Here is a 25,417-nt window from a genome sequence, read left to right on the forward strand (position 1 = left end):
AGCCAAGCACATGAACATTCTTCTGATCCACCAGAATTTCCCAGGCCAGTTCCGCCAGATCGCCCAGGCTTGGGCCAGCAGTCCCGGCTGGAACGTGCTGGGCATCGGGCGTGACACGGCGCCGGGCCTGCCGGGCGTGAAATGGCTCAGGTACAAGCCCCACCGCGAGCCAGGCAAGGAGCAGCATCACTACCTGCGGCAGATGGAGTCCGCCGTGCTGCACGGCCAGGCCGTGGCCCGGGTGCTCCAGAAGCTCAAGGCCCAGGGCTATGTGCCAGATGTGATCCTGGCGCATCCGGGCTGGGGCGAGACCCTGTATGTCCGTGATGTTTACCCAGGCACGAAGCTCATTCACTTCTGTGAATGGTTCTACGGCACGGCAGGCAGCGATGTCGGCTTCGATCCTGAATTCCCGTCGAGCTTCGATGCCCAGGCGCGGCTGCGCACCTGGAATGCCCTGCACGCGCTTAACCTGGAGCACTGCGACGTGGGCATCAGCCCGACGCAATGGCAGCGCAGCCGGCATCCGGCCATTTTCCAGCCCAAGATCCAGCTGGCCCACGAAGGCATCGACACCGACCTGCTCCAACCGGACGACGGGGCGAGTCTGGCCGTGCCGGGCGGCACTGTGCTCAAGGCGGGCGATCCGGTGATCACCTACGTGGCCCGCAACCTCGAGCCATACCGCGGATTCCACAGTTTCATGCGGGCACTGGAGAAGATCCAGAAGGCCCACCCGCGTTGCCACGCCGTCGTCGTCGGCGGCGATGGCATCAGCTATGGTCAGCGCCCTGCGGATGCGCCCTGCTGGCGTGAAAGGATGCTGCGCGAAGTGACGCTGGACCTGCAAAGGGTCCATTTCCTGGGCAAGGTGCCTTACCACACCTTCCGCAAGGTGCTGCATGTCTCCGCAGCCCACGTGTATCTCACCTACCCATTCGTTCTCTCGTGGTCCATGCTGGAGGCCATGGCGAGCGGGTGCCTGGTGGTGGGCTCGCGCACGGCACCGGTCGAAGAAGTGCTTCAGCACGGTGTGAACGGCCTGCTGGTCGACTTCTTCGACGCAGGGGCCATGGCCGACCATGTGGTCGAGGCCCTGGAGGGCGGCTCCTTCATCAAGGCGCTCCGCGCCCAGGCTCGCGCCGATGCGAAGGAGCGCTACGACTTCGCCCAGGGCGAGCGGGCCTACCGCGCCTTGCTGGCGGGGTGAGAGGCTTAGATCCAGTTCTGCGGCAGCAGCCTGGACGTCTTGGGCAACTGCGAAGCCAGAAATTCCATCTGGTCGGCCAGGATGCGCCGCCCGCGCAGGATCATGTCCTCGTGCAGGCTGGGCGTGTAGGGCAGGTAGTGCAAAGACCAGCCCAGCTCCTGCGGCGTGCGGTTGCCCTTGCGGCTGTTGCAGGCCCGGCAGGCCGTGATGCAGTTCTTCCAGGTGTCTTCGCCGCCGCGCGAGGTGGGCACCATGTGCTCACGCGTGAGGTCGTCGAAGTGAAAGCGGTCACCGCAGTAGGCGCAGATGCAGCGATCACGCGCGAACAGCTTGGGGTTGGACAGCGCCGGGGTCTGGCGCCAAGCCCGGCTGGGGATGCTGCCGCGCGCCGCGATGATGGGATGCAGCTCCAGCCGCGACTGCAGGCCGGTCAGCCGCTGGATGCCGCCACGCAGCACGATGAAGGGCTCGCCCATGGTCCAGGCCACCCCCTCATTGGCATAAAGCACCGCCGCTTCCTTGGCCGACAGCCAAGCCTGCGGGCGGCCCGACACGTCAAGTTGCAGCACGTCCATCCAGCCCTCCAGACACGAGAGAACACCGAAACGTGGCGCCTTCACAGGCTCACCTGCACACAAGATAGCCCTCCCACGTGATTTTCTCAACCGTGCACACCCATGGGCCGCCTATTCCCGGTGTCTTGGCACAACACATGGCGGTGGATGAGGTCTGCCCGGTCCTTGGTCTGTGCTGCTGTGCAGCAAAGGGTTAACCCGCAATCTGCACAACTGTGCAGATTTTGTGCAGGCCCTTCGGTGGGCAAAACAGAGCGCGTTCACGTAAAAAAAACTTGCGGCAGGCATGCACACCGGTCACACTTTCTGCAAAATAGCACGACCGTTCGTTTTATTTGGCAGCCGTTCTGCAAGGATCCCCATCCCGTGACCAGCCCCGTGCCCCATGACGCCAAGCCCGCCGCCGAGGTGGTGCGCGAGCGTGGGCGCGCCGGTGCCGCGCACAAGGGCCAGCAGACCCGGGCCACCATCCTGGACGCGGCGCTGAGCCTGGCGTCCCAGATGGGCATCGAGGGGTTGTCGCTGGGGGCCCTGGCCGAGGTCACCGGCATGAGCAAGTCGGGCGTGTTCGCCCACTTCGGCTCGCGTGAAGAGTTGCAGATCTCCGTGATCCGCGAGTACCACGAGCGTTTCGAGGAAGAAGTCTTCCGTCCCGCCATCCGCGAGGCCCGTGGCATGCCGCGCCTGCGTGCCCTGTTCGACCGCTGGGTGGACAAGGTCGCCACCGAAATCGATTCCGGTTGCATCTACATCAGCGGTGCGGTTGAATTCGACGACCGGCCTGGCCCCGTGCGCGATGCGCTGGCCGGCATGGTGCTGATGTGGCACGGCGCCCTGGGGCGCGCCATCCAGCAGGCGATGGAGCTGCGCCAGCTGCGCCCCGACACCGATGCCATGCAGATGCTGTTTGAAATCCATGGGCTGATCCTGTCCCTGCACCACGATGCGCGCTTCCTGCGCACGCCGGGGTCGATGGACAGGGCCCGCACAGGGTTCGAGCGCGTGATCCAGTACTACACACTGGGCAGCGCGAGGCCCTCGCCTGGAGAGGTGGCGCCCAACGCCGCCGCGTCAGGGGTCTTGCAAACCTCTTGAGCTGTTCCCTTCCCCCCCTTTTCACCGACCCCTGATCTTTGCCCGCGAGCCACCAAGGCGGCATCGCGGATTTTTCACCGAGGAGCCTCAGAATGCCTTCCTACACCCCCCCTCTGCGCGACATGCAATTCGTGATCCACGAGCTGCTGGGCGCCGTTGACGAACTCAAGACGATCCCCGCCTACGCGGACCTGGATGCCGACACCGTCAACGCGGTGCTGGAAGAAGGTGGCAAGTTCGCCTCCAAGGTGCTGGCCCCCCTGAACCTGGTGGGCGACGCCGAAGGCTGCGTGCTGGACAAGACCACGCACGAGGTCAAGACCCCGACCGGTTTCAAGGACGCCTACAAGCAGTACGTCGAAAACGGCTGGTCCGCACTGTCGGCCGATCCGCAATGGGGCGGCCAGGGCATGCCCATGCTGGTCAACCAGGCCGTGTACGAGATGCTGAACTCGGCCAACCAGGCCTGGACCATGTACCCCGGCCTGAGCCATGGCGCCCACGCCGCCCTGGAAGCCCACGGCACCGACGAGCAGAAGAAGCTGTACCTGCCCAAGCTGACCAGCGGCGAGTGGACCGGCACCATGTGCCTGACCGAACCGCATTGCGGCACCGACCTGGGCCTGCTGCGCACCAAGGCCGTTCCGCAGGCCGACGGCACCTACAAGATCACCGGCGCCAAGATCTTCATCTCGGCCGGTGAACACGACATGGCCGAGAACATCGTCCACCTGGTGCTGGCCCGCCTGCCTGATGCCCCCGAAGGCTCGAAGGGCATCTCGCTGTTCGCCGTGCCCAAGTTCAACGTGAACGCCGATGGCTCGCTGGGTTCGCGCAATGGCATCCATTGCGGCGGCCTGGAGCACAAGATGGGCATCCACGGCAACGCCACCTGCCAGATGGTGCTGGAAGACGCCGTCGGCACCCTGGTGGGCAAGCCCCACCGCGGCCTGCCTGCCATGTTCGTGATGATGAACGGCGCCCGCCTGGGCGTGGGCAACCAGTCTCTGGGCCTGACGCAAGTCGCCTACGAGAACGCCGTCAACTACGCCAAGGACCGCGTGCAGATGCGTGCCCTGTCGGGTCCGAAGCGCCCTGACCTGGCCGCCGATCCGATCATCGTGCACCCCGATGTGCGCAAGATGCTGCTGACCGCCCGTGCCTACGCCGAAGGCGCCCGCGCCCTGATCTATTTCGTCGCCGTGGAACTGGACAAGGCCCACAACCACCCCGACGAAGCCGTCCGCAAGGCCTCCGACGACACCGTCGCCCTGCTGACCCCAATCGTCAAGGCCTTCATCACCGACAACGCCTACATCGCCACGACACACTGCCAGCAGGTGTACGGCGGCCACGGCTACATCCACGAGTGGGGCATGGAGCAGTTCGTGCGCGATGCGCGCATCAACATGATCTACGAAGGCACGAACACCGTGCAGTCGCTGGACCTGCTGGGCCGCAAGGTGCTGGGTGACGGCGGCGCCAAGCTGACCGCCTTTGGCAAGACCATCGCCCGCTTCGTCAAGGCCAACGCCGACAACGAAGCCCTGCAAGAGTTCACCAAGCCCCTGTCCGACCTGGGCCAGAAGGTGCAGGCCTTCACGATGGAAATCGGCATGAAGGGCATGCAGAACCCCGACGAAGTCGGCGCAGCCGCTGTCGATTACCTGCGCGTGGTCGGCCACCTGGTGTTCGCCTACATGTTTGCCCAGTCGGCCAAGATCGCCCTGGAAAAGCAGAGCGACAGCGACCCCTTCTACAAGGCCAAGCTGACCGTGGCCCGCTTCTACTTCGCCAAGCTGCTGCCTGAAGTGGAAACCGCCATGATCACCGCCAAGGCTGGTCTGAAGCCCCTGACCGAGCTGGACGAAGCCCTGTTCTGATCCGACAGACCGTGAAGGGAGGTGGCATGGCCGCCTCCCTTCGCTTCACGCCACACCCTTAGAGTTCCGCTAGGAGAGAACAATGAGTCGATTCAATGTCCGCAAGGTCGCCGTGCTCGGCGCCGGCGTGATGGGCGCGCAGATCGCTGCCCATCTGGTCAACTGCAAAGTGCCGGTCGTGCTGTTCGACCTGCCCGCCAAGGAAGGCCCCAAGAACGGGATCGTCACCAAGGCTGTCGAGAACCTCAAGAAGCTCAAGCCCTCGCCGCTGGGCGTGACCGATGACGCCGTGCTGATCCAGCAGGCCAACTACGAAGAGCACCTCGAAGAGTTGCGCGGTTGCGACCTGATCATCGAAGCCATCGCCGAACGCCTGGACTGGAAGGAAGATCTCTACAAGAAGATCGCTCCCTTCGTGAACGACCACGCCATCCTGGCGACCAACACGTCGGGTCTGTCCATCACGGCCATGGCCAACGTGCTGCCCGAGCAGCTGCGCTCGCGCTTCCTGGGCATTCACTTCTTCAACCCCCCGCGCTACATGTACCTGGTCGAGCTGATCCCGACCCAGTACACGGATGCCGTGGTGGTCGACCAGCTCGAAGCCTTCGTGACCACCGCCGTGGGCAAGGGCGTCGTGCGCTGCGAAGACAGCCCCAACTTCATCGCCAACCGCGTGGGCGTGGCCGGCCTGTTGTTCACCATGATCGAAGTGAAGAACTTCGGCCTGGGCTACGACGTGGTCGACGACCTGACCGGCAAGCGCATGGGCCGTGCCTCCTCGGGCACCTACCGCACCTGCGACGTGGTCGGCATCGACACGATGGCCCACGTGATCAAGACCCTGCAAGTGGGCTGCGCCAGCGACCCCTTCGCCGCCGCCTTCGCCACGCCTTCGGACGTGCAGGCGCTGCTGGACAAGGGCAACTTTGGCCAGAAGACCAAGGCCGGCTTCTTCAAGAAGGAAGGCAAGGTCATCAGCCAGTTCAACGAGAAGACTGGTGAGTACGTGCCCGCCGGCAACAAGGCCGACAAGGAAGTCACCGACATCCTGCGCAAGCCTGCCGCCGAGCGCCTGAAGGCCCTGCGCGAGTCGGGCAACCCGCAAGCCCAGTTCATCTGGGCGATGCTGCGCAACAGCTTCCACTACGCTGCCGTGACGGTCGAGAGCATCGCCGACACCTGCCGCGACGTGGACCTGGCCCTGCGCTGGGGCTACGGCATGAAGCAAGGCCCCTTCGAGATCTGGCAAGAAGCCGGCTGGAAGCAAGTGGCCGAGTGGGTCAAGGCCGACATCGATGCCGGCAAGGCCATCACCAGCACGCCGCTGCCCGCCTGGGTGTTCGACGGCCGTGACGGCGTGCACACGCCGCAAGGCTCGTGGAGCCCCGCCAAGAAGACCTACGTGCCCCAGCGCGAACTGCCCGTGTACAAGCGCCAGTTCTTCCGCGAAGACGTGGTCGGTTCGGGCGCTGTCTCTGCCGACACCGCCGGCAAGACCCTGTTCGAAGACGCCGCCATCCGCCTGTGGACGCTGGACGACGAAGTCGTCATCGCCTCGATCAAGTCCAAGATGCACACCATCTCGGGCGAAGTCACCGCCGGCCTGGCCAAGGGCCTGCAACTGGCAGAAGAAGGCTACAAGGGCCTGGTGATCTGGTCGCAGGACGGCCCGTTCTCGGCCGGCGCCGACCTGCAGTCCATGATGCCTGCCTTCATGTCCGGCGGCGGCAAGGCCATTGCCCCGTTCGAGAAGCAACTGCAGGACTTCATGCTGAGCCTGCGCTACAGCAACGTGCCGTCCGTGGCCGCCGTTCACGGCCTGGCCCTGGGGGGCGGTTGCGAGCTGGCCGTGCACGCCTCCAAGCGCGTCGCTGCCATGGAAAGCTATGTCGGTCTGGTCGAAGTCGGCGTGGGCCTGATCCCCGGCGGCGGTGGCCTGGCCTACCTGGCCCGCCGTGCCGCTGAGCAGCTGGAGCCGTCCAAGGGCGTGTCCGGCCAGGTCGGTGGCGACCTGATCGGTTTCGTCAAGGAAGGCTTCCAGGCCGCGGCCATGGCCAAGGTGGCCACCTCGGCCATCGAAGCCCGCAAGTTCGGCTACCTGCTGGACAGCGACGTGATCGTGCCCAACAAGGACGAGCTGCTGTACGTGGCGATCGCCCAGGTCAAGGCCATGTTCGATTCGGGCTACCGCGCCCCGGCCAAGCGCACCTTCCCGGTTGCCGGCCGCAACGTCAAGGCCACGCTGCAGTCCTCGCTGATCAACATGCGTGATGGTGGTTTCATCTCGCAGCACGACTACTACATCAGCTCGGCCATCGCCGATGTGCTGACCGGTGGCGACGTGGACTACGGCACCCTGGTGACCGAGGAATACCTGCACGCCCTGGAGCGCAAGCACTTCTGCACGCTGCTGGACAACCCCAAGACGCAAGAGCGCATCATGGGCATGCTGTCCACCGGCAAGCCTGTCCGCAACTGATCGATCGGAGCATTCAAATGACTCAACTTCGTGACGCCTACATCGTCGCCGCCACCCGCACCCCGATCGGCAAGTCTGGTCGTGGCGTGTTCAAGAACACCCGCCCGGACGACCTGCTGGTGGCCGTGATCAAGAGCGCGCTGTCGCAAGTGCCCTCGCTGGACCCCGCTGCCATCGAAGACGCCATCATCGGCTGCGCGATGCCCGAGGCCGAGCAAGGCATGAACGTGGCCAAGATCGCCGCGCTGCTGTCGGGCCTGCCCAAGACCGTGGCCGGTGCCACCGTCAACCGCTTCTGCGCCGCCGGCATCACCGCCGTGTCCATGGCCGCCGACCGCATCCGCGTGGGTGAGGCCGAGGTCATGATCGCCGGTGGTGTCGAGTCCATGTCCATGGTGCCGATGGGTGGCAACAAGCCGTCCTTCAACCCGGCCATCGTGAACCTGGAAGAGAACGTGGGCATCGCCTACGGCATGGGCATGACCGCCGAGAAGGTGGCCGAGCAGTGGAAGGTGACCCGCGAAGAGCAGGACGCCTTCGCTGTCGAATCGCACCGCCGTGCCATCGCTGCGCAGCAAGCCGGTTTCTTCAAGGCCGAAACCACCCCGATCGAGATCGAGGTGCGCACGCCCAACCTGGAAACAGGCGAAGTGACGGTCACCAAGAAGACCATCACGCAAGACGAAGGCGCCCGCCCGGACACCAGCCCTGAAGGCCTGGCCAAGCTGCGCCCCGTGTTCGCCGCCAAGGGCAGCGTCACGGCCGGCAACAGCTCGCAGACCTCCGACGGCGCTGGCTGCCTGATCCTGGCTTCGAAGGAAGCCTGCGAGAAGTACGGTCTGAAGCCCCTGGCCCGTTTCGTGAGCTTCGCCGTCAAGGGTGTGCCGCCCGAGATCATGGGCATCGGCCCGATCGAGGCCATCCCCCTGGCCCTGAAGTACGCCGGCCTGAAGGCGTCCGATCTGGACTGGATCGAGCTGAACGAAGCCTTCGCCGCGCAATCGCTGGCCGTGCTGAAGGACCTGGACGCCAAGGGCTACGTGCTCGACCGCGCCAAGGTGAACCCGATGGGCGGCGCGATCGCCCTGGGCCACCCGCTGGGCGCCACCGGTGCCATCCGCGCCGCCACTGTGGTGCACGGCCTGCAGCGCACCGGCGGCAAGTACGGCATGGTGACCATGTGCATCGGCACCGGCCAAGGCGCTGCCGGCATCATCGAACGTCTGTGAACGTTTGATCCGCGACGGCCATGAGCCTTGCCAGAAAGCCCGCCACCGTGCGGGCTTTTTTCTGGGCCATGGGTTGTGACGACAGACATTGCACGGAGCACACATGGGCTTTCAGGCACTGACGATCACCACCGACGACGGCGTGGCGCTGGCGGCCCGGGCCTACGAGCCTGACGGTCCGCCACGGCGCGCCGTGCTGATCTCGCCCGCGATGGGCGTGGGCCAGCGCTTCTATGAGGCCTTCGCCACCTGGCTGGCCTCGCAGGGCGTGGCGGTGCTGACCTTCGACTTCCGCGGCATGGGCGATTCGGCCCCGGCGCGGATGCGCGGCTTCAAGGCCAGCATCACTACCTGGGCCACCCAGGACCAGCCGGCCGTGGTGCGCGAACTGGTGCGGCGGTGGCCCGGCGTGCCGTACAGCTACCTGGGCCACAGCCTGGGCGGCCAGATCTTCGGCATGCTCGACGAGCAGGTGCATTTCGACCGCATGGTGACGGTGGCCAGCGGCAATGGCCATGTGGCGCTGAACAGCCCGCGGACACGCCGTGCCGCACCGTTGCTGTGGTGGGTGCTGGCACCGCTGGGCATCGCCGTGGCGGGCTACTTCCCGGGCAAGCGCCTGGGGGCCATTGGTGATCTGCCGGCCGGTGTGATGTGGCAATGGCGCCGCTGGTGCCTGCACCCCGAGTACCTGGCGGCCGAAGGCCAGGCCATGCGCGATCGTTATGCCCAGGTGCGCACGCCCATCCGTGCCGTGATCCTGGAAGACGACGAATTGCTCTCGCCCGAGGGCATTCGCCGCCTGTACCGCCTTTACAGCCAGGCACCGGTACAGTTCGAATCACTGGCGCCCAAGGCGATGGGCCTCAAGCGCATCGGCCATTTCGGCGTGTTCCAGTCGCACGCCAAGACCGTGTTGTGGCCGCGCGTGCTGCATTGGCTGGACGCCTGACACCCCGTGCCGCTGCCCATCACGATTCCCCACTGAATTTTCCCCGAGGAGTAACTCCATGTCCGACGACATCCTGGTCCACCGCGAAGGCGCGGTGCTGACACTGACCTTCAACCGCCTCGACAAGAAGAACGCCATCACGGCGGCCATGTACACGGCGCTGGCCGATGCGCTGGAATCGGCCGCCAAGGACGAGGCCGTGCGGGCCGTGGTCATCCAGGGCCACGAGCAGATTTTCACGGCCGGCAACGACCTGCAGGATTTCAAGGAGCGCCCGCCCGTCAACACCGACGCAGGCCCGGCACCGGTGTTCCGCTACCTGGAAGCCATGCGCACCTTCCCCAAGCCCATCGTGGCGGCCGTGGCCGGCCCCGCTGTGGGCATCGGCACGACCCTGCTGCTGCACTGCGACCTGGTCTACGCGGGCGACAACGCGGCCTTCAGCCTGCCTTTCGTGAACCTGGGCCTGTGCCCGGAGGCCGGCTCCAGCGAGCTGTTGCCGCGCCTGGTGGGCTACGCCCGCGCCGCCGAGAAGCTGATGCTGGGCGAGGCCTTCTACGCCGAAGAGGCGCTGGACATGGGCCTGGTCAGCCGCATCCTGCCCCCGCACGAGGTCAACGGCTTCGCCCAGGCGCAGGCCCGCAAGCTGGCCGACAAGCCTTCGGCCTCGCTGCGCGTCACCAAGATGCTGATGAAGCAGGGCAACGATGCCGCGCTCAAATCCATCATGGACGACGAACTGGTGCACTTCGGCCAGCTGCTGCGCGGCCCGGCCGCCAGGGAGGCCATCAGCGCCTTCATGGAGCGCCGAAAGCCCGACTTCTCCAAGTTCTGAGGCGTGAGCCCAGGCCCTGGTGCGTTCAGCCCAGGGCCGGCTCCGGCGCGGCCTGCGCCGAAGCACCTTCCTGGCCGCCACGGATGTGCGCCACCACGCGCGCCAGGCGATCCAGTTCGGCCGGCGCTGCGCGCTCCACCCTCACGGTCATCTCGCGCTCAAGTTCGCGCAGGCGCCAGTTGATCTCGCGCAGCACCACGGCCAGCTCCAGGTGCAGCCCCTGGTTGTTCTGCAGCTCGCTTTGGTCAAGCTGCTCGCGCAGATCCTGCGGCGCCCGTGCGTCCACGCCCGTGCTGGCCAGGGCCTTCTGGATGTTGTCGAAACGCACGAAGGCCTGCTGTGTGAGCGCCTTGAAGGGCTCGCTGGCGGTCTGAACTTCTTCGCGCAACAGCTCGCGGGCCTCCCCCAGACGCTGCACATAGGCCGCGGTGGCTTCTGCCTTGCGCAGGGTGTCGTCGACGCTGGGCAGGGGGCTCAGCGTCTGCACCAGTTCATGCGTCTCGCATTGCCGCACGGTGCGGTCGACCAGGCTGGTCAGCTCTCGGTCGTACTCGCCGGGGATCAGCTTGACCGCCACGTCGGCCCGCAGCAGCGGCGCGATGCGGCTGTCCTTCAAGCTGCCGAGCAGCTCGCCCATGGCCAGCACCTGGTGGTCCATCGGCAGATCGGGGCCCAGCCGCCCGCGCGGGTAGCCGAAACCGTCGAGCCGCTCGTGGTGGTCCATCACCATCTCGGCCACGACCTTGCCCACACCGGGCATGTCCTTGAGCACACGCCAGCCCACCACGGGGTGCGCGGCCACATGCTTCCATTGATCGGGCCGCAGCTGCTGGCCGCGTTGCAGGTAGCCAGGCTCGATGTAGAGCTCGCCCACGTCGTGGCACAGGCCCGCCTGCAGCAACTGTGTCCGGCTGGCGCGGCTCTGCGGTGACTCCAGCCGCAGGGACAGGCCCAGTGTGAGCAGGGCCACGCGCACGGCGTGGTCCAGCTTGTCGGCGCCCGAGCCGTGGTACACAGTCAACAGCGACTGCATGGGGGCGCCCATCGGCATCTGCCGCAGCGCCTGAAGCGCCTCGGCGCGCAGGCCCCTGGCGCTGAACAGCTCGCGCAGCAGGCTGCACTGTTCGATCATGCCCTCGGCCTCGCCCAGCAACTGGGCGATGGTGACGCCATGCGCCACCTGCATGCATTCTTCAAGGGGCTTGTTGAGCTTGTGCTCAAGCAGGCGCTCGCGCACGCTGGCGTCGATGCGCGCGCCCTTGGCCAACAGCTTCATGCCGTTGCGGGCGACGATGTCTTCACTGGCCTCGACCCCGTGGCTGTCGGCCACGGTCATCACATGGTCCAGATAATGAGGGTTCACCTCACTGGCAGGTACTTCGGTCACGGTGATGGCGTGTCTGATAACGAGAAACGATTCTCGTCAAAAAAACGGGGCGCCAGCGGGGCTGAAGGCTGTTTTCAGCCCGTTTGGTCGCGATTCGTCAACTATGCACGACGAAACTTCGGGATTGACCGAATACCCAAGGCAGCACGCCGCTGCCTGAAAAAAGCTGAAGCTCAGGCCTGGGCCGGCCCCTGGAAACCACGCTGGCGGAAGGTGAGCACCAGGGTGTCGCGCCAGCCGTGTTCGCCCAAGGGCTGGATGGGGGTGCTCTCGTGGATCACGCGGGTGTCGTCCAGCAGCAGCAGCGACCAGGGTTCGCTCAGCGTGAAGCGCACGCCATGCGGACCTTGGGCTTCAAAGACGCGGGTCTCGCCGCCCTTGATGCCGTGTCGCTCCAGCAGGATCACGGCCACGTAGTCGACGCCATCGCGGTGGGCGCCCTCAGGCGTGGGCCGGCCGATGCCGCCTTGCGTGTCAACGCGGAACTGGTGCGCTTCGATGTACCAGGTGGGCACGGTGCCGTCGCGGGCCAGGGCCTGGCCCAGGTGGGTGAGCAGGCTGCGCCAGGCCGGTGCCTGCGCCACCGCCGGTGCGATGGGCTCGAACCAGCGTTCGATGCCGCCGTGCAGGGCGTTGTACTCCACCGGCTGCCAGTGGGCGCGGTGGGGTGTCTGCGTCAGCTCGCCACTGCTGGTGTTCAGCACGTAGCAGCCGTGGCGGCGGAAGCGGTAACGCCCCCCGTCCTTGAGGTGCGCATCGGGCGGCAGGTCGGACCAACTGGCGTGCAGATCGTCCAGTTCGCGCATCGTCGCGCCGATCCAGGGCGCCAACTGGATCGGCGTCGTGAGGGCCCAGCCGTGGGCATCGAGGCGGGCCGGGAGGTCGGCGGGAGCGGTGGCGTTGACGATCTGCATGGGCGTGATCGTCTCATGAAGCGGGGCCCAGGAATCACGCCGGGGCCTTGCCGGCGCGTCGAGCGCTTGCGCCAGATCATGGCGCAAGCATGGGCGCCGTCACGCCCTTGGGCAGGCTGTCCGTGGCGATGCGGAAAACATTGTCTTCCGGGTCGGCCAGCACGGCCTGCCACTGACCGTAGTAGGTGGCGAACGGCCCCTTGACCAAGTGGCCGCCCTGCGCAAGGACAGCCTGGACGGCCGCATCGACGGCGGCTGGCGTTGCGAGCATGAAGGTGGCGTAGGCCACGGTGGCGCGGGGCGCCGTGTCAGGAGGCTGGCGGCCATCGAGCCCGAGCAGGCCGTAGGCGGCCCGGCCATCGTTGAAACCGAGCTGGAAATCGGCCGTTTCCAGGGCCCGGTAGATGAGTGAGCGCGAGGCCTCGGCCTCCGCAAGCCCAAGCACCTCGCGGTAGAAGTGGAACTGCGCCTGGATGTCGCGGCTCATCAGGTTGAACCAGAGCTTCATGCCGTGGCCTCCTCGCCATGGGGCTTGAGGGCGTAGCTGCGGCGGTACATCTCGACCAGGTGCTCGCCGGCCGTGCAGGGGGCGTAGCGGGGCACCTCACCATCGGGCACGGTGCCCGGCACGGCCTCGATGCGGGCAAGGTAGTCGGGCTCGTAGAAGAAGGGGATGGAGTAGCGGGGCGCCCCGCCGGAATGCAGGTTGCGCACGCGGTGCGGGTTCGAGTGGTACAGGCCGTTCGTCCAGCGCGGAATCATGTCGCCCAGGTTGACCACGAAGCAGCCGGGGATGGGCGTGGCGGGTACCCAATGGCCTTCGGGTGTCTGCACCTCCAGACCGCCATGGCTGTCCTGCGCGAGGATGGTGATGGCGCCCCAGTCGGTGTGCGCGCCAGCGCCGAAAGTGCGATCGTCTGCGCCTTCGGGGTGGGCCGGGTAGCAGATCATGCGCAGCGTCACCATGGGGCTGTCGCTGGTCGGGTCGAACCAGGTCTCGGGCAGGCCGAGCGACAGGGCCATCAGCTGCATCAGGCGACGCGACAGGCCCAGCATGGCCTGGATGTAGGCCTCGCATTGCGCGGGGGCGCGTGGCACCTCGGCTGGCCACTGGTTGTGGCCGTAGGTCTGGTAGCCGGCCTGCACATACGGGTGGTCTGGCGCGTAGGCCATGCCGCAGTAGAAGCTCTCCTTCAGGTCGGGGCGAGCCTCCTGGTCCAGCGTCTGGGCGCCCATCAGTTCGAAGCCGCGCATCGAGGGCGAAAGGTGCATGGCCAGACGCTCGCGCGCGGCCAGGGGCAAGTCTAGAAGCTCGCGTGCCAGGGCGAACTGCGCGTCCACCTGGGCGGCATCCACGCCATGGTGGCGCACGTAGAAAAAGCCCGAGGCCATGGCCGCGGCGCGCATTTCGCGGGCGACCTGGGCGCTGCGCGGCTCGCCCAAGGTCAGGGCGTCCTGGAGGTCAATGATCGGGATCATCATGCGCTCCCGGGCTCAGGCCTTGAGCTTGCGATCGGCAGCAAAGGGCAGGAATCGGTCGGTCCAGATGTCGGCCACCGAGGGCGTGCTCTTGAGGCCGAAGGCAGCCACCGTTTCGTCGATGGTGGCCTGCAGTCGCTCCGGCGTGGCCGCACCCCAGCCATGGGCGCGCGTGCCGGCGGTGTTCATGCTGCCGTCGATGATGAGCTTGAGCCGTTCGAATTCGATCTCTTCGTTGGCCAGCGGCTCGCGTGCCTTGATGGCGGCGGCGCCAGCCTTCGGGTCGGCCATGGCCTCGATCCAGCCGCGCGTGCTGGCCTTGATGAAGGCCTTCATGGCTTCGGTCTGCTCCATGCTCTTGGCGTTGGCCACCAGGCCATTGCCGTAGGACTTCATCCCGAAGTCGGAGTAGCGGAACATGGTGATCTGCTCAGGGCCCATGCCGCGCAGCTTGAGGTTGAGCAGTCCGGTGAAATAGAAGTAGCCCGCGCCATCGAAATCTCCCTTGACGAAGCGGGTGTCGCCGATGTCGGGCACGACGTTCTCCCAACGCACGCTGGCGGGATCGATGCCCTGCGCCTTGGCGAAGGCCGGGAACAGCTTGCGCGAGGCGTTGAAGGGCTGGCCCAGCAACGTCTTGCCGGCCAGGTCGGCGGGCTTCTTGATGGGGCCGTCCTTGCGCACCAGGATGGCATTGGGGTTGAGGTCGTACTGGATGGCCACGGCCCGCAAGCCGGCACTGGGGTTGTTGACGTTGAACTCCACCATGGTGGCCAGGTCGGCCGAGGCGCAGTCGTAGGCACCGCTGCCGACCAGGCTGATGGCCGCGGCCGAGCCGTTGCCCGTGTCGATGGTCACGTCCAGGCCGGCGTTCTTGTAGTAGCCACGCTGCTGCGCCAGCAGGAAGCCGGCGGCGGTGGCCTCGACCTTCCAGCCCAGGTTGAACTTGAACTTGTGCAGGGAGCCCTGCGCGCGGACGAAGGGCGTGGGGGACAGCAGGAGGGCGCCGGTGGCGGCCAGCAGGGAACGACGGTCAATCATGGTGCGAACAGGAAGGATGGCCATGGAGACTCCCTGCAGCCTGGGCGATGCACCCGGTTGCAGGAAGCGCATGGAGCAATTTCCGGGCGGCCTGCGGGCCGCTGAACGCTTCTACTCCTGAGGGTGTCCAAGCAGAACTCATGCCGCACCGGGAGAGGGCGGACCCGTCCGATTTTCTCCACGCGCCTCAGGTGCCCTGCGCAAAGTCCTGCAGCACGCGCGCGGCGGGTTCGCGCAGCAGCGGGCCTTCCACCTGGACCGTGGGCGAAGCGGTGGCCAGCAGTTGCTTGGAGCTCATCGCCAATGTGGGGTCGCCCAGTGACAGGATGATGTCGTCCAGCGTGGCGGCGTAGACCACGCGCGTGATGCCGGCCCAGAACATGGCGCCGCAGCACATGGCGCAGGGCTCGCCGCTGGCGTACATGGTGGCGCCACGCAGGGCTGCACGGCCATGCACGCGCACCGCGTCGCGCACGGCCACCACCTCGGCATGGGCCATGCAATCGCCCGAGGTGACCTGCTCGTTGCGTGACACCTGCAGGCGTTGGCCATCCTTCACCAGCGTGGCGCCGAAGGGCATGTTGCCCAGCGCAACGGCCTGGCGTGAGGCGTGGATGGCGGCCTGCATGTGGGCGGTGTCGTCGTCGGTGAAAGAGGTCATGGCTCAGATCTCGTCGATGGAGGTGCTGCGGCTGGAGTCTCCGGGTTGGCCGGCCTGGTCGGGCTCGTTCGGCTCGGGAATAGCGAAGCGCTCGCGGCTGTTGATGTAGAAACTGGCCCCGAAGCGCGCCACCGGAAAGTAGTGCTGCAGGTGCACCCGCCAGCGCTCGGTGTCGATCAGGCCTTCGCGCGCATGCATCCACAGCAGGCGGCCGATGAACACGTAGCGGCTGGGCGTTTCCAGCGTTTCGTGCAGCACGCACTCGAAGGACACGGGCGCCTCGGCGATGCGCGGCGGCTTGACGGCCAGCGAGGGCAGGGTGGTGAAGCCCACGTGGTCGATCTCGCTCTGCTGCGGCGGCAGGTGCTCGCCGCAGCGGTGCATCTGCGCGGCGATGGCCTCGTCGGCCATGTGCACCACGAACTCCTTCTCGCGCAGGATGTTGGCCGCCGTGTCCTTGAGGTGCCCGTCGTGCTGGCGGTTGATGCTGACCATCACGATGGGCGGGTCCTCGCCCAGCATGTTGAACATGCTGAAGGGTGCGGCGTTGACCACCCCGCCCGGGCTGAGCGTGGTGATCAGCGCGATGGGCCGGGGCACGATCAGGCTGGCCATCAGCTTGTAGCGCTGGTAGGCCGTGAGCTGCTCGAAATCGATGGCCTGGGTGGCCGTGGGGATGGGGATCATGGCAGTGCGCCTTCCACGCCTTCGATGTACCACTTCATGCCCCACAGCTCGGCATCGCTGATGACCTGACCCGGCGCGACCTTGATCTTGCCGGCCTGGTCCTTCACGGGGCCCTGGAAGGGGTGGAAGCTGCCGGCCACGATGGCGGCCTTCTTGTCGTTGAAGAGTTTGACCACATCGGCGGGGATCGCAGGGTTGAGCGCGGCCAGCTCGATCATGCCCTCCTTCATGCCCCACTTGGTGTCTTGGGCCTTCCACTGGCCGTCGAGCACCTGCTTGACCTTCATGCGGTAGTACACGCCCCAGTTCACGGTGTTGGCCGTCAGGTGGGCCTTGGGGCCGAAGCGGGTCATGTCCGAATCCTGGCCGAAGGCGTACAGGCCCTTCGCCTGGGCCAGCTGCACCACGGCGGGTGAATCGGTGTTCTGGTAGAGCACGTCCGCGCCCTGGCCGATCAGCGCGTCGGCGGCCTGGCGCTCGCGGGTCGGGTCGTACCAGCTGTTGATCCAGATCACCTTGGTCTTGATGGCCGGGTTCACGCTGCGCGCGCCGTGCGTGAAGGCGTTGATGTTGCGCAGCACCTCGGGGATCGGGTAGGAGGCGACGAAGCCCAGCGTGTTCTTCTTCGTCATCTTGCCGGCCAGCATGCCCAGCAGGTAGGCGCCTTCATAGAACTTGGTCTGGTACAGCCCCAAGTTCTTGGCCATCTTGTAGCCGGTGGCGTGCTCGAAGATCACCTCGGGGTGGTCCTTGGCGACCTTGACGGTCGACTCCATGAAGCCGAAGGAGGTGGTGAAGATCATCTTGCAGCCATCGGCCACCAGTTGGCGGATGACGCGCTCGGCATCGGTCGATTCGGGCACGTTCTCGACGAAGACGGTCTGGATGCGCGGGCCGAACTCCTTCTCGATCAGCTTGCGGCCGAGCTCGTGCTGGAAGGTCCACCCGACGTTGGCCACGGGGCCGGGGTAGATGAAGCCGATCTTGAGCGGGCCGCTGGCGGCATGGGCCCAGGGCGTGGCGAGCGTGGCGGCGGCAAGGGCGCCGAGGAGCAGGAAGCGGCGGTGCATGGCAAACATCCGGTGGTTGATTTAATTGTATACAAACAACAATCGTGCCAGCCTTCATGTTTAATTAAATTGTTGATTTAATTGATAAATTTCAAATAAAGTAAATTGTGCACAACAATGATTGGCATTGCGGTTGCGCTACTATGGGGCATGTGCGCCCCGTTCAGGGGCTGATGTTGGCGTTTCGTCGGGCATGGGGCTTGTGGCTTGACTGTCGCCTTCCGGTACCATCGAGCCCCTCCAATGACGCTCCGGCCTGGCATCACAAGTGCTTGGACCCAGCGTGAACCGAAGCGCGCCACATGCCCGTGATCCCGCCGTCCCATGAAGCGATGGCCCGTCCTGCCGGACGGGCGGATTCGCTCGGGTGCTCGGCAGACCGTCTGCATGGCAGCCAGGAATTGAGCGCCGGCGATCTGGTGTTCTATCGCAAGCAGGCGGGTGAGGCTGCCATCAGCCATGTGGAGACTCCCGCGTCGGGCCGGGGCTTCCTGGTCGGCGTGTCCATGAAGGAAGGGCATCGTCGGCGCCTGCTCAAGGGCGCGCGCTCCAGCCTGCACGATTTCGACAACAACGCCATCTATGTTCGCGACTTCGCCGAGGACTACCGGGCCGACCTTCATGGGTCGTTCGACTTCCTGCTGATCGAGGTGCCGCGCATCTTCGTGGCCCGGATGAATGACGAGCGGAGCGGGCGTGAGGTGCGGGACATGGCATGCGGCGCGGGGCTGCACGACCCCATCCTGGCACACCTTGCCCAGGCCGTGGCACCGGTGCTTGAGCAGCCCCAACTGGCCAGCCCTTTGTTCCTGGAGCAGCTCGGCATCGCCATCGGCACCCGGCTTTATGAGCACTACGGCCAGGCCGTGCCGGAGCGCCAGGCGCGGCGCACCGGCCTGTCGAAGGGCCACGAGGTGCTGGCCAAGGACATGCTCTTGTCCCAGGGCGACGAGCCGGCCACGATCGCGGACATCGCCAAGGCATGCCGGGTCTCGCGCAGCTACTTCATGCAGGCCTTTCGCGAGTCCACCGGGACGACACCCCACCAGTGGCTGATCAAGCAGCGCGTGGCGCAGGCGTGCCGGCTGCTGCGCGAGACCGGGCTGCCCCTGGCTGACATCGCGGCGGACTGCGGCTTCTCGGACCAGAGCCATTTCGGCCGCGTGTTCGCCCGTGCCGAAGGCATGGCCCCGGGCAAATGGCGGCGCCACGCGCACCGCTGAGCGCGCCAGGCCGATCCATGTACTTTTGTTCAAAGCCCGGGCGATTGTTCTAGATCGGCCGGGTCACGCCGCCTACCCTCAGGCCAGTCGCTCACCGGACACCGCCGGTGCGCTCCCACTGTCTCCTGGAGGTCGATCGACGTGCTGCCGTGGCTTGCCACCCCTCCCATGCCGGCCACGGCACCCGTGGCCGTGGGTGAGTACGTGGTTCAACCACGCGAGCGCAGGTTGCTGGACACGCGTGGTCAGGCCGTGCCCATTGGCGGACGCGCGTTTGAGCTGTTGCTCGCGCTCATAGAGCGTGCGGGCCAGGTGGTCAGCCTTGATGAGCTGAAAGAGCTGGCCTGGCCCGGCATCGTCATCGAGCAGAACACCTTGCGTGTCCACATGGCGAGCCTGCGCAAGGCGCTTCGCGACAACCAGAAGGAGGCTCGTTACATCGCGACGATCCCCGGGCGGGGCTACAGCCTGATCTGTGGCGCCTGCACGCTCGTGCCCCACGACGAAGGCACACCGCGCGGCCAGGTCCCCGTGTCATGGCACAGGATGAAAAGGACCTTGCCCTCCAACCATGATCCGGTGGTGGGGCGTGACGACGAACTCGCCGCGCTGGTCGGGACTGTCCAGCGCCATCGCGTGACCACGCTGGTGGCCGGTGGCGGCATGGGCAAGAGCACCTTGGCGCGGGAGCTTGCTCTGCGCGTGATGCAGGCCTTCGACGACGAGGTGCACTTCATCGACCTGGCAGATGGCCCGGACGCGGCAGTGGCCGAGGCCCTCCCGGCGCTCGCCGGACTGGCGGGCCTTGCTGGCAAGAGAAGCCTGTTGGTCCTGGACAACTGCGACAAGGCGCTGGATGCGGTCGCCTCGTCGGTGCTGCAATGGGCGGCGCATGGTGATCTGGTCCATGTGCTGGCGACGAGCCGCGAACCGCTGGGCTTGCCGCATGAGCAACTGCACTGGCTGCGGCCGCTCGAGATCCCTGACATCGGATCCTTGCGCCATGAAGGGACGCCGGCGCTGCATAGCCCGGCGGTTGCGTTGCTGGCCGACAGGATCAGGGCCCACGATGGTGGGCGGTTTCGCCTGACGCAGGACAACATGGCCGATGCCATCGCGCTGTGCCGCAGGGTCGAGGGCCTGCCCCTGGCCATCGAATTGATGGCGCAGAACGCGGCCCGGTTGGGCCTGCGCTCCACGAAGAGCCTGTCTGCCGAAGAGCTGCTCGCACTGCCGCATCCCCGACGCACAGCACCGAAGCGCCATGCGAGTCTGGAAGCCTTGTGCCGATCCAGCCTGGAGCTTCTGGGCGATGTGGACCTGGCCGTGTTGCGCCGCTGCAGTCGATTGGGCGAGTCGTTCACCTTCGATGCGGCCCGGCAGTCCCTGGCGTCGCTTGAGGGGGCATCCACCTCGATGCCGGGCCACCTGATCGGCTTGCTGGAAAAGTCCCACATCGAACCAGCGCTGGATGTGGGCCCCGGCCACTTTCGCGTGCCTGCGCTGATGCGGAGTTTCTTCGCAGCTGGAGCTGAACGCCAGGGCGCATGAACAGATGATCGTGCACCGTGCCTGGCTACAACTTCGCGAGCGGTGTCTCGGCCTGTATCCTGGCCATCCAGGCGTGTTGCCAAGGTCTTCTGCCCTGTGACCGCGTGGGGATTGGCGCCACGGATGGTGCTGATGGCGCCTTGGGGTGGGGCAGGCTGGAGGCGGTGATCAAGCCCCTGGACACGGCGAGGCTGGTGGCCTGCGTCCGGCTCGATGCGCCCAGCTTGTCCAGCAAGGCCTTCACATGGGCCTTCACGGTGCTCAGGGAGATGGCCAGGGCGGCCGAGATGTCCTTGTTCGAGCAACCTGCTGCGACCAGGCCGAGCACCTGCCGTTCACGTGCGGTGAGCGAGGCGCGTGTGAGGCTGTCGGCGACGCGTTGCGTGGCCTGGGCGCACAGATACCGCCCACCTGCGGCCACGGACCTGACGGCCTCGATCAGCTCCTGCACCGGACTGCCCAGGCCGATGTAGCCTTGGATGCCGGCGTCCAGCGCCGCCCTGACGTTCTCTTCCGTGTCGTGGGGGGTGATGACAAGCAGCCTGGCCGCAGGGGCACGGACGGTGCGTTCCAGTTGCCGGCGTTCGGCGGCGATCCTCAGCCCACAGGCCAGGTCGGCGATCACGACATCCACCAGCGGCTCGACATACCGCCCGTTGAGCATTGATGCACAGACCACCAAGATGTCTGCTCGCTCGTTGAAGACCGTGTGCAGGCCGATCGACACGAGTGGGTCTTCATACGCGATGAGGACTTTCAGGCAGGGGTGGTGCAGGGGCATCGGCTACGGCTCGGTTCTTGGTGTGTCCATGGTGCCTCTGGCCCCCGTGCTTGGCGAGTGATGAGTTGTGAAATCTTGTTCAGTGCATGTTCCCCTCTCTCGATCGGAGGATGTCAAGCCGCGCATCGCTGCGCACACTGCAGGGCTTCTCACCGATCGATGTCATGTGGGCTTTGGCATGAAACGCAAGACCTGTCCCCCTTCTTTGCACCCGACCTACCGGCCACCAGTGCTCATCTTGTGGGCCACGGGGCCCGTGGCCAGGTGGTTCATGATGCTGGCGCTGTGCGCGGCCTACATCCAGGGCGGCCTGGTCAAGGCGTTCGATGTCCCGGGCGCCACGGCGGAAATGGTGCATTTCGGGATCCAGCCGGCGGCGCCCATGGCCCTGGCCACCATCGTCCTGGAGCTGGGCGCGAGCGCCATGGTGCTGTCTGGCCGGTGGCGGTGGCTGGGCGCGCTGGCCCTGGCCGGCTTCACCTTGATGGCGAACTTCGTGGCCAACCGCTTTTGGGATGCCCCGGCCGCCGAGCGCATGATGCTCGCCAACGGTTTCTTCGAGCACATTGGCCTGGTGGGGGGCTTGTGCCTTGTCGCGTGGATGGACCTGCGTGAGCGGCTGGATGCCTGAGGGTCAGTGGGCGGGCCGTGGCTTGTTCAGCACAGCGCGGGCCAGCAGCAGATCGCGGGTGCCGTGCCCTTCGGTGAACTGCGCCAGCACGCTCGCCAGCAAGGCCTGGCCTTCTTCGGCTTTCGGGCCAACAGCCCACCGCTGCGCGAGGCTGGTGGCCGAACGCAAGGCCCAGGCCAGGGCGCCTTGCTGCCTGGCCTGCCGCAGGGATTGCTGCAGCTGGGTCTCTGCCCGGCCCAGCAGGCTGGGCGAGGCCTCTTCGGTCTCCAGCCAGGCCAGTGCCTGCGCGCGCATCACCTCTGGTGCGCACCAGCCCACCAGGCACTTGTGGGCCCTTTCCAGGCCGCGTTGGTCCAGGCTGTGGCGGCTGAACGTGGCGGCATGGTCCACCAGCACCAGGTTGCTGTTGGCATGGATGGCTCGCGCACACCGGGGGTTGTCGAGGCCCAGTTCGATGATCGTGTCGATCGCCTCCAGCCAGGCGGCCCATTCGAACATCAGGCCGCGACGCACGGCCTCCTCCCGCAGACGCCTGGAGAGTGTCCGCGCATGCGCCATGTCGCCACGCCACAGGGCCACGGGCAGGGCCGCGAGGCCGATCAACTGGGACAGTGCCATGTCGTCCTCGTCGGTGGCGGCTTGCACCAGTTCACGGCACAGGGCGTCTGCGCTGTCCGGCCTGCCTTGCAGCCAGGCCGTTCGCGCCAGCACGATCTGCGCCCCGGCCTGCTGTGACATCACGCTGGCAGGCAGGTCGAAAGAAGGCTTCCAGCCCTGGTGGGCCACCACCCGGCGGGCCAGCTCCTGGGCCGTGTCGTGATGGCCCAGCAGGTGATGCGACACCGCCAGCATGCGCTCGCAGGACGATGTGGCCTGGGCGTCGCTCGGGTGGATGCTGCGCGCCTGCAGATACAGGCCATTGTCCAGGCCGCCTTTGAAGTTCCCGTTGCTCACGTTCTCGAAAAAGTTGATGAGCAGGCACGAGATGAGCTGCTCTTGCGAGCCGATCTGCTTGGCCAGGGCCAGGGCTTTTTCGCCATGGAAGGTGTCGCGCGTGCGGGGGCTGATCTGGGGGCCATCCAGGAGCACGATGATGCGGTGCATGCGCAGCTCGGCCATCGGATCGCCGCCCCGGTCTTCCAGGGCCTCGAGGATCTGCCTGGCCAGCACGACATGGTCGGCCAACTGGTGCAGCTGAAAGCCCAGCACCCAGGCGTCGGACATCAGCGCCTCGGCCCGTGCCAGGCCGTCCGGCTGCGCAAGCGTGCGGCTGACCGCGGTTAGCACATCGACCGAGAACGGGGCGTATCGGGCCAGCCATGCCTCATGGTCGAGCCGTGGCCAGTCAAGCCTGGCTTCCTGCAGTTTGCGCTGCATGTGATCGGCATGGCGCCTGGCCGCGTGGTCCCACGCACCGCTGGCGCGCAGTTGCTCCTGCGCGAACGCGCGGGCCATGCCATGCATGTGGAAGCGGACGGGTTCGGCCAGGGCGTCCGCATACAGCCAGGACTTGTTGCCCAGGGCCGCAACGGTCAGGCGCACATCGGTTGGGCTCAACCCAAGGGCATCATCACCGGCGACAAGCACCGCGCAGTCCATGCTCATGCCGGTGGTGAACACGGACAGGTGGTGCAGAACGCGCTTTTCGACGGGCGACAGGAGCTGGTGGCTCCAATCGAGCATGGCATGCAGGGTCTGGTGGCGTGAGGCCGCCATCCGCCTGCCGCCGCTCAGCGCGAGCAGCTTCTCGGCCAGGCCATCCATCACGCCGCGCAGCGAGAACGCCCGCACCAGGGCCGCTGTGAACTCGATCGCCAACGGGATGCCATCGAGCTGGCGGCACACCTCGACCACCTCAGCGAGGTTCTCTTCGGTGAGCTCGAACCGGTCGTCTCCCGCACGGGCGCGCTCGGCGAAAAGCTGGACAGCGGAGAAGCGCAGCGCCTCCTGCACGTTCAACGGCACGGCGTCGGGTGGCACCGTCAGGGGGGTCAACAGGTGGACCCATTCGCCCGCCGCTCGCACCGGCTCACGGCTGGTGGCCAGGATGCGCACCTGAGGACATTCATCCAGGATGCGCTCGATCAGCAGGGCCAGTGGCGCCAGGACGTGTTCACAGTTGTCGACGACGATGAGCGCCTGCTGCGTGGCGATGTGCTTGAGCAGGCGTGATTCGAGGTGCCCGGCCACCGTCGGCACATTCAATGCGCTGGAGAAAGCCTCGGTGACCGAGCCCGACGTGGCCACGGTGGACAGGTCCACGAACCAGGCGCCTTGGGCATGTCGCGCAGACACCGCCTCGGCCACCATCAGGGCCACGCTGGTCTTGCCCAGGCCGCCGGCCCCGACGATGCTCACGAAGCGCTGCGTCAGCAGTTGCGCCGACAGCGTGGCGACCACGTCGCCCCGACCCACGATGCGCGCCAGCACGGGGGGCAGGCGCGTCGCGCTGGGCGGCACGGGTGGCAGGGCGACGGCGCTGTCGTGGTGCGTGAAGACCTCGGCAACGAAGCTGTAGCCGCGGCCTGGCACGTTCGCGATGCGGGGCCCCTGGTGCTGGTCCGACCCAAGGGCCTTGCGCAGCGCGGCCACGTGGACACGCAGGGTGTTCTCTTCGACGACTTCGCGGGGCCAGAGATGCCGCATCAGCTCATCGCGGCTGAGCACCTGGCCGGCATGCTCGACCAGGACGATGAGCAGGTCCAGGGCCCGGCTGCCGATGCGGACAGGCTGGCCGTTGTCGAGCAATCTGCGCTGCGTGCGATACAGCAGGAAGGGCCCGAAACCCAACGCCGGCTTGATGGGTTCCAGAGCCGGTGTCGCCTGGGGCGGGGCTGCGTTCAACGCGGGCTCCAGAAAACTGACGGGATGTGTCAGATTTTAGGATGCCTTTCCTTCCGGCATGGGCCTTCTGGACAGTTTTCTGGGCGAGTGCGGTGCACCATGGCCATCCCGGCGATAGGCGTCGTGGTGGAGGGGCGTGGATCCGGTTTCCTCAGGCCGTTCAGGCCGCGAACTGCAAGGCCTCGCTGCCGTGGTGCGGCGCGGCGCCCATCACGGCGTGGCTGGCCATGTGCTCTGTGGTTACCAGGCCGCGGCGTGTGGCGATGTTCGCCGCTTCGGTGCGCCGGCGCACACCCAGCTTCTCGAGGATGGCCTTCACGTGGGTCTTGATCGTTCCCTCGCTCACGCCCAGCCGGTTGGCAATCATCTTGTTGCTCCAGCCTGCCACCACGAAGTGCAGCACCTCGGTCTCGCGGTTGGTCAATGCCTGGTACGAGAACCGGTCGGCAATGCGCTGGGCCGCGGACGAAGTCAGGAAGCGCTGGCCTCGACTCAGGGCCATGAGGCCATCGGTCACTTCATCCAGCCGGCATCCCACCAGCACATAACCCAGGATGCCCTGTGAAAGGGCTTGCTGGACATCTGCCTCGCGGTCACGGGGCGTCACCACCATGACCCGTGGGGGAGTGCTGCGGCCCCAGGTGTGCCTGAGCAGGGCCATGCCGGTGTCGTAGTCGCACACAGTGACCTGGGTACTCCCGGCGGCATTGAACAGCGCTGGAGGATCGAGCGCAGGCCTGCCATCGTGGTGGAGTCTGAAGCGGATGTCATCACGCAGCACAGCGGTGATGCCGAGCCGAATCAATGGGTCACGGTGGCACACCGCGACGGTGATCCCGGCAGGATCGACGATTCTGGTGGCTGGCAGCATCATGCGCTCCTGAGGT

Annotated in this window: 22 protein-coding genes; 10 read left to right on the forward strand and 12 right to left on the reverse strand. The window is 66.4% G+C overall.

Translation table 11 applies throughout. The annotated features are described in order from the left end of the window. Positions 1-10 precede the first annotated feature (10 nt). Positions 11-1,210, forward strand: a complete 1,200-nt coding sequence (locus EIP75_RS08390) for a glycosyltransferase family 4 protein (protein ID WP_125242793.1) — start codon at positions 11-13, stop codon at positions 1,208-1,210. 5 nt (positions 1,211-1,215) lie between these two features. Here EIP75_RS08390 and EIP75_RS08395 read toward each other — a convergent pair whose 3' ends face one another. Then, entirely contained in the window at positions 1,216-1,785 is a 570-nt protein-coding gene (locus EIP75_RS08395) for an HNH endonuclease (protein WP_125242794.1), read from the reverse strand. A gap of 408 nt (positions 1,786-2,193) precedes the next feature. Here EIP75_RS08395 and EIP75_RS08400 point away from each other — a divergent pair, with 408 nt between their 5' ends. From EIP75_RS08400 to EIP75_RS08425, 6 genes are all read left to right on the forward strand, one after another. Further along, complete coding sequence (locus EIP75_RS08400) at positions 2,194-2,880, forward strand: TetR/AcrR family transcriptional regulator (protein ID WP_233584760.1); 687 nt, start codon at positions 2,194-2,196, stop codon at positions 2,878-2,880. 92 nt (positions 2,881-2,972) lie between these two features. Further along, positions 2,973-4,763, forward strand: a complete 1,791-nt coding sequence (locus EIP75_RS08405) for an acyl-CoA dehydrogenase C-terminal domain-containing protein (RefSeq protein WP_125242796.1) — start codon at positions 2,973-2,975, stop codon at positions 4,761-4,763. 82 nt (positions 4,764-4,845) lie between these two features. Beyond that, the gene (locus EIP75_RS08410) at positions 4,846-7,245 is read left to right on the forward strand and encodes a 3-hydroxyacyl-CoA dehydrogenase/enoyl-CoA hydratase family protein (protein WP_125242797.1); all 2,400 of its coding nucleotides are present in this window, start codon (positions 4,846-4,848) and stop codon (positions 7,243-7,245) included. Positions 7,246-7,262: 17 nt separating this feature from the next. Next, positions 7,263-8,474 carry an acetyl-CoA C-acyltransferase gene (locus EIP75_RS08415; protein WP_125242798.1) on the forward strand — a complete coding sequence of 404 codons (1,212 nt, stop codon included), beginning with the start codon at positions 7,263-7,265 and terminating at the stop codon, positions 8,472-8,474. A 103-nt stretch (positions 8,475-8,577) separates the two neighbouring features. After that, positions 8,578-9,426 (forward strand): alpha/beta hydrolase family protein, encoded by an 849-nt coding sequence (locus EIP75_RS08420; RefSeq protein ID WP_125242799.1) that lies wholly within the window; start codon positions 8,578-8,580, stop codon positions 9,424-9,426. Between the two features lie 58 nt (positions 9,427-9,484). Next, positions 9,485-10,261, forward strand: a complete 777-nt coding sequence (locus EIP75_RS08425; RefSeq protein WP_125242800.1) for an enoyl-CoA hydratase — start codon at positions 9,485-9,487, stop codon at positions 10,259-10,261. Positions 10,262-10,286: 25 nt separating this feature from the next. On the opposite strand, the gene EIP75_RS08430 is transcribed toward EIP75_RS08425, so the two are convergent. From EIP75_RS08430 to EIP75_RS08465, 8 genes are all read right to left on the reverse strand, one after another. After that, positions 10,287-11,648 (reverse strand): HD-GYP domain-containing protein, encoded by a 1,362-nt coding sequence (locus EIP75_RS08430; RefSeq protein WP_125242801.1) that lies wholly within the window; start codon positions 11,646-11,648, stop codon positions 10,287-10,289. Positions 11,649-11,821: 173 nt separating this feature from the next. Then, the gene (locus EIP75_RS08435) at positions 11,822-12,562 is read right to left on the reverse strand and encodes a 2OG-Fe dioxygenase family protein (protein WP_125242802.1); all 741 of its coding nucleotides are present in this window, start codon (positions 12,560-12,562) and stop codon (positions 11,822-11,824) included. A 76-nt stretch (positions 12,563-12,638) separates the two neighbouring features. Continuing rightward, positions 12,639-13,070, reverse strand: coding sequence for a VOC family protein (locus EIP75_RS08440; RefSeq protein ID WP_125242803.1), 432 nt, complete (start codon positions 13,068-13,070; stop codon positions 12,639-12,641). Continuing rightward, positions 13,067-14,044: an isopenicillin N synthase family dioxygenase gene (locus tag EIP75_RS08445; RefSeq protein ID WP_125242804.1), complete on the reverse strand. Its 978-nt coding sequence runs from the start codon at positions 14,042-14,044 to the stop codon at positions 13,067-13,069. The genes EIP75_RS08440 and EIP75_RS08445 overlap by 4 nt, the downstream gene beginning before the upstream one ends. Before the next feature lie 12 nt (positions 14,045-14,056). Beyond that, positions 14,057-15,106, reverse strand: a complete 1,050-nt coding sequence (locus EIP75_RS08450; RefSeq protein ID WP_233584751.1) for an ABC transporter substrate-binding protein — start codon at positions 15,104-15,106, stop codon at positions 14,057-14,059. Positions 15,107-15,269: 163 nt separating this feature from the next. Next, a complete protein-coding gene (locus EIP75_RS08455; RefSeq protein WP_125242806.1) occupies positions 15,270-15,743 on the reverse strand; it encodes a nucleoside deaminase in 474 nt (157 codons plus the stop codon). A gap of 3 nt (positions 15,744-15,746) precedes the next feature. Further along, complete coding sequence (locus EIP75_RS08460) at positions 15,747-16,430, reverse strand: flavin reductase family protein (RefSeq protein ID WP_125242807.1); 684 nt, start codon at positions 16,428-16,430, stop codon at positions 15,747-15,749. Beyond that, a complete protein-coding gene (locus EIP75_RS08465) occupies positions 16,427-17,500 on the reverse strand; it encodes a BMP family ABC transporter substrate-binding protein (RefSeq protein ID WP_125242808.1) in 1,074 nt (357 codons plus the stop codon). Before EIP75_RS08465 ends, EIP75_RS08460 begins: the two co-directional genes overlap by 4 nt. Before the next feature lie 332 nt (positions 17,501-17,832). On the opposite strand from EIP75_RS08465, the gene EIP75_RS08470 reads away from it, so the two are divergent. Further along, on the forward strand, positions 17,833-18,723 hold the full coding sequence (locus EIP75_RS08470) for a helix-turn-helix transcriptional regulator (protein ID WP_125242809.1): 891 nt from the start codon (positions 17,833-17,835) through the stop codon (positions 18,721-18,723). A gap of 141 nt (positions 18,724-18,864) precedes the next feature. Next, entirely contained in the window at positions 18,865-20,274 is a 1,410-nt protein-coding gene (locus EIP75_RS08475) for an ATP-binding protein (protein WP_125242810.1), read from the forward strand. Positions 20,275-20,299: 25 nt separating this feature from the next. On the opposite strand, the gene EIP75_RS08480 is transcribed toward EIP75_RS08475, so the two are convergent. Then, on the reverse strand, positions 20,300-21,055 hold the full coding sequence (locus EIP75_RS08480; RefSeq protein ID WP_125242811.1) for a LuxR C-terminal-related transcriptional regulator: 756 nt from the start codon (positions 21,053-21,055) through the stop codon (positions 20,300-20,302). Between the two features lie 271 nt (positions 21,056-21,326). On the opposite strand from EIP75_RS08480, the gene EIP75_RS08485 reads away from it, so the two are divergent. Next, on the forward strand, positions 21,327-21,686 hold the full coding sequence (locus tag EIP75_RS08485; protein ID WP_233584761.1) for a DoxX family protein: 360 nt from the start codon (positions 21,327-21,329) through the stop codon (positions 21,684-21,686). 3 nt (positions 21,687-21,689) lie between these two features. On the opposite strand, the gene EIP75_RS08490 is transcribed toward EIP75_RS08485, so the two are convergent. Together EIP75_RS08490 and EIP75_RS08495 are read right to left on the reverse strand one after the other, a co-directional pair. Beyond that, positions 21,690-24,530, reverse strand: a complete 2,841-nt coding sequence (locus EIP75_RS08490) for an ATP-binding protein (protein ID WP_158622782.1) — start codon at positions 24,528-24,530, stop codon at positions 21,690-21,692. Positions 24,531-24,690: 160 nt separating this feature from the next. Further along, the gene (locus EIP75_RS08495) at positions 24,691-25,404 is read right to left on the reverse strand and encodes a response regulator transcription factor (protein WP_125242814.1); all 714 of its coding nucleotides are present in this window, start codon (positions 25,402-25,404) and stop codon (positions 24,691-24,693) included. Between the last annotated feature and the right edge of the window lie 13 nt (positions 25,405-25,417).

The organism is Aquabacterium soli (assembly GCF_003933735.1).
Lineage (GTDB): Bacteria > Pseudomonadota > Gammaproteobacteria > Burkholderiales > Burkholderiaceae_C > Aquabacterium > Aquabacterium soli.